This is a genomic window from Collimonas fungivorans (genome assembly GCF_028292705.1).
Taxonomy (GTDB): Bacteria; Pseudomonadota; Gammaproteobacteria; order Burkholderiales; family Burkholderiaceae_D; genus Collimonas; species Collimonas fungivorans_B.
In genome coordinates this window covers 1-6,797 of record NZ_JAQGLV010000228.1, presented here as the reverse complement: position 1 = coordinate 6,797, position 6,797 = coordinate 1, and the positions used below count along the sequence as shown (strand labels likewise).

General features: G+C 60.0%; 6 protein-coding genes. 4 read left to right on the top strand and 2 right to left on the bottom strand.

Annotated features, from left to right (window positions below):
- Together JWQ61_RS13075 and JWQ61_RS13070 are read left to right on the top strand one after the other, a co-directional pair.
- A partial coding sequence (locus JWQ61_RS13075; protein WP_304360905.1) for an efflux RND transporter permease subunit occupies positions 1-272 on the top strand: 272 nt, incomplete at its 5' end.
- 164 nt (positions 273-436) lie between these two features.
- A complete protein-coding gene (locus JWQ61_RS13070) occupies positions 437-1,090 on the top strand; it encodes a DUF1345 domain-containing protein (RefSeq protein WP_304360904.1) in 654 nt (217 codons plus the stop codon).
- 103 nt (positions 1,091-1,193) lie between these two features.
- Here JWQ61_RS13070 and mgtA read toward each other — a convergent pair whose 3' ends face one another.
- On the bottom strand, positions 1,194-3,956 hold the full coding sequence (mgtA, locus tag JWQ61_RS13065) for a magnesium-translocating P-type ATPase (protein WP_120234457.1): 2,763 nt from the start codon (positions 3,954-3,956) through the stop codon (positions 1,194-1,196).
- Positions 3,957-4,646: 690 nt separating this feature from the next.
- On the opposite strand from mgtA, the gene JWQ61_RS13060 reads away from it, so the two are divergent.
- Together JWQ61_RS13060 and dacB are read left to right on the top strand one after the other, a co-directional pair.
- Positions 4,647-4,829: a hypothetical protein gene (locus JWQ61_RS13060; RefSeq protein WP_120237631.1), complete on the top strand. Its 183-nt coding sequence runs from the start codon at positions 4,647-4,649 to the stop codon at positions 4,827-4,829.
- A 97-nt stretch (positions 4,830-4,926) separates the two neighbouring features.
- Positions 4,927-6,456: a D-alanyl-D-alanine carboxypeptidase/D-alanyl-D-alanine-endopeptidase gene (dacB, locus tag JWQ61_RS13055; RefSeq protein ID WP_304360903.1), complete on the top strand. Its 1,530-nt coding sequence runs from the start codon at positions 4,927-4,929 to the stop codon at positions 6,454-6,456.
- Positions 6,457-6,512: 56 nt separating this feature from the next.
- Here dacB and JWQ61_RS13050 read toward each other — a convergent pair.
- Positions 6,513-6,797, bottom strand: a 285-nt coding sequence (locus tag JWQ61_RS13050) for a TPM domain-containing protein (protein ID WP_304360902.1), incomplete at its 5' end; no start/stop codon positions are given.

The window sequence follows — 6,797 nt, the reverse complement described above, 5'->3', positions numbered from 1 at the left end:
TCGCGATGGGCGCCGGCATGCTGCCTATCGCGCTGGGACTGGGCGCCGATTCCAGCTTCCGCGGCCCGATGGCGATTGCCGTGATCGGCGGCCTGGTGACCTCGACCTTCCTCAGCCTGCTGGTCATCCCGGTGGTGTTCACCTACGTCGACGATTTCCTGGTGTGGGCGAGCAGCAAGCTCCGGCGCAAGCATCATCATCATCATGGCGAACACCATGACGAAGCGGGTGGCAGTGCGGTCGGCGGCAAGCTGCATACGTCCGACATGTAAGTTTCCTGTTTCTGGGAATCGATAAAGCGCCTGCAAGGGCGCTTTATTTTTTCTGCCGCGTTTTCCTGGTAGGCACGCCAGATTCAAGGAAAATACACGGAAACCCGCAGTTGCAATATGCTGTCGATTCAGAAGCATCGATACCGGATTCAAAAAGGACAAGCATGAATAATTTCCGCCGCCTGGTTTTCCACACCCACCCGCGCCTGATGATTGCGTTGATCATCGGCCTTGCGGTGTGGGCGGTCCAGCCTACGAGCTCGCACCTGACACGCCTGCTGATCGGCTGGAACGCCGGCGTCTGGAGCTACCTGGCGACGCTCTGGTGGATGATGGTCCGGGCCAACGCAGGGCAGGTAAAAAGGCGCGCCGCCGTCGAGGACGAAAACGATACCGTGATACTGGTCATCATTTGCGTCGCCGCGGTCAGCAGCATCGGCGCTGTGGTGCTGGGACTGGCCCACACCCAGGATTTCCTGCCGGGCCCGAAAGAACTCAGGTACATGTTTACCGGCATGACGGTGCTCGGTTCCTGGTTCCTGGTGGGCACCATCTTTGCGCTGCACTATGCGCGCCTGTTTTACGCCTGCGCCGGCGACAAGCTGCCGCTGCGTTTTCCCGACGACGAAAAGAATCCCGACTACTGGGATTTCCTCTATTTTTCGTTCACGATGGCGGTGGCGGTCCAGACTTCCGATGTCAGCATCATGACCCGTTCCATGCGCAAGATCGTGCTGATGCAGTCGGTGCTGACGTTCCTGTTCAATTCCGCGATCCTGGGTTTGTCGATCAACATTGCGGCGGGCCTGGTCGGATAAACATCGCTGCAGCGCGGGGACGTAAAAAAAGCCAATCGCAATGATTGGCTTTTTTCTTGAGGGCTGGGACGATGTCTTGTCCCGTTTCCCTTGACGCTGCGTGTTATTGCCAGCCGTAACGGCGGGCATACCAGCCTTTCATCGCTTGCGTCAGCACCGCATAGGCCACCAGGATAAGCAGCAGCCACGGGAAGTAGGTCAACGGCAAAGCCTGCAGCTTGAAGTAGTGCGCCAGCGGCGACATCGGCAGCAGGATGCCGACCATCATGATGATCAGGGTCATGCTCATCAGCGCCCACGAAGCACGGCTCTGGAAGAACGGGATCTTGCGGGTGCGGATCATGTGCACGATCAGGGTTTGCGACAGCAAGCCTTCGATGAACCAGCCGGACTGGAACAGGGTCTGGTGTTCCGGCGTGTTGGCGCCGAAGATGTACCACATCAGGGCAAATGTCGTGATGTCGAAAATCGAGCTGATCGGACCGAAGAACACCATGAAGCGGCCGATTTCGCCGGCGTTCCAGCGCTGCGGTTTTTCCAGGAATTCCTTGTCGACGTTATCGAAGGGAATCGTGATCTGCGAGATGTCGTACAGCAGGTTCTGCACCAGCAGGTGCAACGGCAGCATCGGCAGGAACGGCAGGAACGCGCTGGCAACTAATACCGAGAACACGTTGCCGAAGTTGGAGCTGGCCGTCATCTTGATGTACTTCAGCATGTTGGCGAACGTCTTGCGGCCTTCCAGCACGCCTTCTTCCAGCACCATCAGGCTCTTTTCCAGCAAGATGATATCGGCCGCTTCCTTGGCGATATCGACCGCAGTGTCGACCGAGATGCCGATGTCGGCTGCGCGCAGCGCCGGCGCATCGTTGATGCCGTCGCCCATGAAGCCGACCACGTGGCCCTTGTCATGCAGCACGCGCACGATGCGTTCCTTGTGGGTCGGGCTCAGCTTGGCGAACACGGTGGTGGTGTCGACCGCCACGGCGAGCTCAGCGTCGCTCATTTTCTCGACGTCGTTGCCGAGCAACATGCCGTCCACGGCCAGGCCGACTTGGCGGCAGATCTTGGCGGTCACCAGTTCGTTGTCGCCGGTCAGGATCTTGACGGTGATGCCGTGCGCCTTCAGCGCGTCCAGCGCCGGCTTGGTCGATTCCTTCGGTGGATCGAGGAAGGCGATGTAGCCGATCAGGACCAGGTCGCTTTCATCGGCCACGCCATACACTTCCTTGGTCGGCGGCAGGTCCTTGGCGGCGACGGCAACCACGCGCAAGCCTTCGGCGTTCAGGCTGGACGTGGTTTCGTAGATTTCCTGCAGCAGTTCCTTGGTGAACGGCACTACCTGGCCGTTGTGGCGGGCGTGGGTGCAGACCGAGACGATTTCTTCGACGGCGCCCTTGCAGATCAGCTCATGGTGATCCTCGCGTTCGCTGACCACCACCGACATGCGCCGGCGCTGGAAGTCGAACGGGATTTCATCGACCTTGCGGTAGGCCGAGGCCAGCGCCATTTCACGCTGCAGTTCGGCGTGTTCCAGCACGGCCACATCCAGCAGGTTCTTCAGGCCGGTCTGGTAGTGGCTGTTGAGGTAGGCGTATTCCAGCACCAGGTCGTCCTGCTCGCCGAGGATGTCGGTATGGCGCTCCAGGAAAATCTTGTCCTGGGTCAGGGTGCCGGTCTTGTCGGTGCACAGCACGTCCATGGCGCCGAAGTTCTGGATCGCGTCCAGCCGCTTGACGATCACCTTCTTGCGCGACAGCGCAACGGCGCCCTTGGCCAGCGTCGAGGTGACGATCATCGGCAGCATTTCCGGCGTCAGGCCGACCGCGATCGACATCGCAAACAGGAACGCTTCGACCCAGTCGCCCTTGGTGTAGCCGTTCAGCAGGAACACTACCGGCGTCATCACCATCATGAAGCGGATCAGCAGCCAGCTGACCTTGTTGACGCCCGACTGGAATGCCGTCGGCGTGCGGTCGGTAGCGGTGACGCGCTCGGCCAGGGCGCCGAAGTAGGTGCGGTTGCCGGTGGTGACCACGATCGCGGTGGCCGAACCGCTGACCACGTTGGTGCCCATGAAGCACAGGTTGTCCAGTTCCAGCGGGTTGCTGGTGGCGGCGCCGCGGTGGGTGACGAATTTCTCTACCGGCAGCGATTCGCCGGTCATGGCGGCCTGGCTGATGAACAGGTCCTTGGCGGTCAGCAGGCGCAGGTCGGCCGGGATCATGTCGCCGGCGGACAGCTGGACGATGTCGCCCGGCACCAGCTTCTTGATCGGCAGCTCGATGCGGCGCGCGCCCTTCGGATGCAGGGTGACGTCGAAGTAGCGCAGGGCTTCCTCGGCGATATCTTCGGCCAGGTCGTGGCGCAGCACGGTGGCGGTATTGCTGACCATCGCCTTGAGCTTGTCGGCGGCGGTGTTGGAGCGCGACTCCTGGATGAAGCGCATCATGGTCGACAGCACGACCATCGAGCCGATGACGATGGTGGCTTTCATGTCTTCCGTGAGGTAAGACACGGCGGCCAGCACGGTCAGCAGCAGGTTGAACGGGTTTTTGTAGCATTGCCACAGGTGCACCCATTTCGAGATCGGCTTTTCGTGCTCGACTTCATTCGGGCCGGCGCTGGCGCGGATGGCGTCCGCTTCCGCTTCGGTCAGGCCGTCGGCGCGGCTGTGCAGGGTCTGGAACAGTTCGCTGATGTCGACGCGGGCAGCGCTGGACAGGGTTTCTGCCAGCGACGGCGGCACGTCCTTGCTGACCGGCGTGCTGCGGAACATGTCGGCGCCAAGGCGGCGGAAGTGGCGATCCATGCCGTGGCTGCGGACAAAGCTAACGAATGTTTCTCTCAGAATATTCAGATTCATGGTCTTCTTCTTTTTTCATGCATTGCGGTCTGCTGTCGTCGATCGGTGTGTCGCTGCCTGCTTGCCTGTAGCTTTATCGCTTTTAACTTAATGTTAACGACTGGCAATCCATCCGGATGACAGCCTGTCGGCAAAAAGAGCAAAGTTTTAGAACGGCACCAGACTGTAAATTCGATCGGTGACATCTTGATGACAATTCGTGTCTGTCCCAAACGCTGGATGCAAGCGCTGGATGCAAGTGTTCGATGGCCTCGACAGCGGCGCGAGCCATGGTCGGGGCCAGAATCAGCCTAGCGTGCTGCCGATGCGGCGGCGCAACTATGCGTGAAACAAGATCAGGTGGTGGAATGCTGTGCGCCCGGAAAACCGCTCCGGATGCTGGGATACCATCATTCGCCGGCGGCGAGATGACGGCAGGGGAAGTCCTGCGTTATCTTGCCGAGGCGGCGCCAGAACGGGTCTGGCTACAACTGTCACTCGAACAAGTGCCCATTAAAGGGACTCCATAAAATTTAGACTGGTGGATAGTAGCCGCGCCGGGCAGGGCGGTCAAGAAAATTGTGCAGGACAGCATCGGTTGGATCCCATATTGCTTTGGCTATGCCCAGCCTGTTGTCAATCAATTATTCCGCCTTGCCTTTAAGCATGAGAAAACTATACTGAAATTACAAATATACAAAGGAGATGACCATGGTCAACCTGGTGATGAACAACCTGCTGTTTTTTGTGCCGGCAGCCATCGCCGGCGTGGTGTTGTGCGGCGAAGTGCCGGTTGCCTCCAAAGTTGCCCGCGGCAGCTTGCGCGCTGTTGGCGCTGTCTGCGGCGCGCTGCTGGCGTTGATTATTCTGGAAGCCATACCAGCTTTGCTCTGACGCTGCAGTCTTGAAGTGCATGTCGGGATCGCTGACGGCATCCCGAAGCGGTATTGTTTTCTGATTTTCCGCACATCTGCCGGCGCTGTTTTGCCGCTTGTTCCGCAGCCGGCCACGACTCCTTTTTTTGCATCGCGTGAACGCATGGGATAATCCCGTGCAAACCTTCTTTTTCACCGGTGCCCACTTGAATAAACTCCACGCGATCAGTGTCCTTCTCTTGTCTTCCGTCTTGCTGCCCGGCGTCCAGGCGCAGGAATCGTCCGCGGTATCTTCTGTCACGCCTCCGGCATCGTTCAGCAAGGCTTTGCAGCTTGCCGGGATTCCGGCCCAAAGCGTCGGCGTCTATGTGCAGGAAGTCGACGGCGCCGGCAAGGTGATGGCGTCCGCCAATGCCGGCACGCCGTTCAATCCCGCCTCGACCATGAAGCTGGTGACCACCGACGCCGCGCTGGAACTGCTGGGGCCGACCTACCGCTGGAAAACCCAGGCCTACACCAACGGCAGCCAGGTCGGCAATGTGCTGCAGGGCGACCTGATCTTCAAGGGCAACGGCGACCCCAAGCTGGTGCTGGAAAATTTCTGGCTGTTCCTGCGCCAGATCCGCGCCAAGGGCATCCGCGACATCCGCGGCAATATCGTGCTGGACCGCAGCACGTTTGACGAGAGCACCTACGATCCCTCCGAATTCGACGGCGATCCGATGAAGCCATATAACGTCGGCCCGGATGCCTTGCTGCTCAACTACAAGGCGCTGACCTTCCAGTTCGTGCCGAATCCGGAAACGCGCCAGGTCAGCGTGCTGATCGATCCGCCGATGAGCGGCTACCCGATCACGCCGCCGCGCCTGGGCAGCGGCAACTGCGATGACTGGCAGGGCAAGCTGCAGGCGTCGGTGGATGCCGACGGCGCCAGTTTCAACGGCGCGCTGCCGGCTTCCTGCGGTGAAAAGACCTGGTACGTCAATCCCTACAAGATGAGCAGCACGCAGTACTTCGGCGCGGTGTTTCGCCAGATGTGGAGCGATCTCGGCGGCAGTTTCAGCGGCGTGGTGAAAAACGGCGTGGCGCCGGCCGGCAGCACCCTGGTCAGCGAATGGAACTCGGTGACGCTGCCGGAAGTGATCCGCGACATCAACAAATACAGCAACAACGTGATGGCGCGCCAAGTGCTGCTGACGATTGCCTCCGACATCCTGAAAGTGCCGGCCACCCCGGACCGCGGCGCGCGCGCCGTGCAAAGCTGGCTCAGCAACAAGGGCATAGAGACCAACGGTCTGGTGATCGAAAACGGTTCGGGCTTGTCGCGCAACGAAAGGATCTCGGCCAGGACCATGGGCCGCATGATGGCCGCCGCATTCCAGTCGCCGGTCATGCCCGAGTTCGTTTCCTCGATGCCGCTGGTAGGCTACGACGGCACCATGCGCAAGCGCCTGAAAAACCAGAGCGTCGCCGGCCAGGCCCACGTCAAGACCGGCACCCTGAACGACGTCAGGGCGATCGCCGGTTACGTACTGGCCGCCTCCGGCAAATACTACGCAGTAGTCTGCCTGATCAACCACCCCAACGCCCCCCGCGGGCAGGCGGCACAAGACGGCTTGCTGCAATGGGTCTACGAGAATGGTTAAAAATTCGACTCTGACCCTAATAAATTAATTAGGGTCAGAGTCGAATTAATCGAGGATCACAGCATCAGCGGCTTGTCCGACAGTTCGTTTTTCTTGCGGCCTTCGTCGGGGAAGTGCTGGGTCAGCAGGCCGTTCATTTGTTCCAGCGCGGCCAGTGTGCTGTCGTGGAATGCGCCGTTGGCGAATTCCTTGGTCATGGTCTTGCACACGGCTTGCCAGTCGGCGGATTTAGTAGCATGGCCGATGGCGCGGTCGACGATGATTTCGACCTTGTGGTCGGCCAGGTTCACGTAGAGCAGGACGCCGACGTTTTCTTCCGTGTCCCAGATCCTATAGTGCGA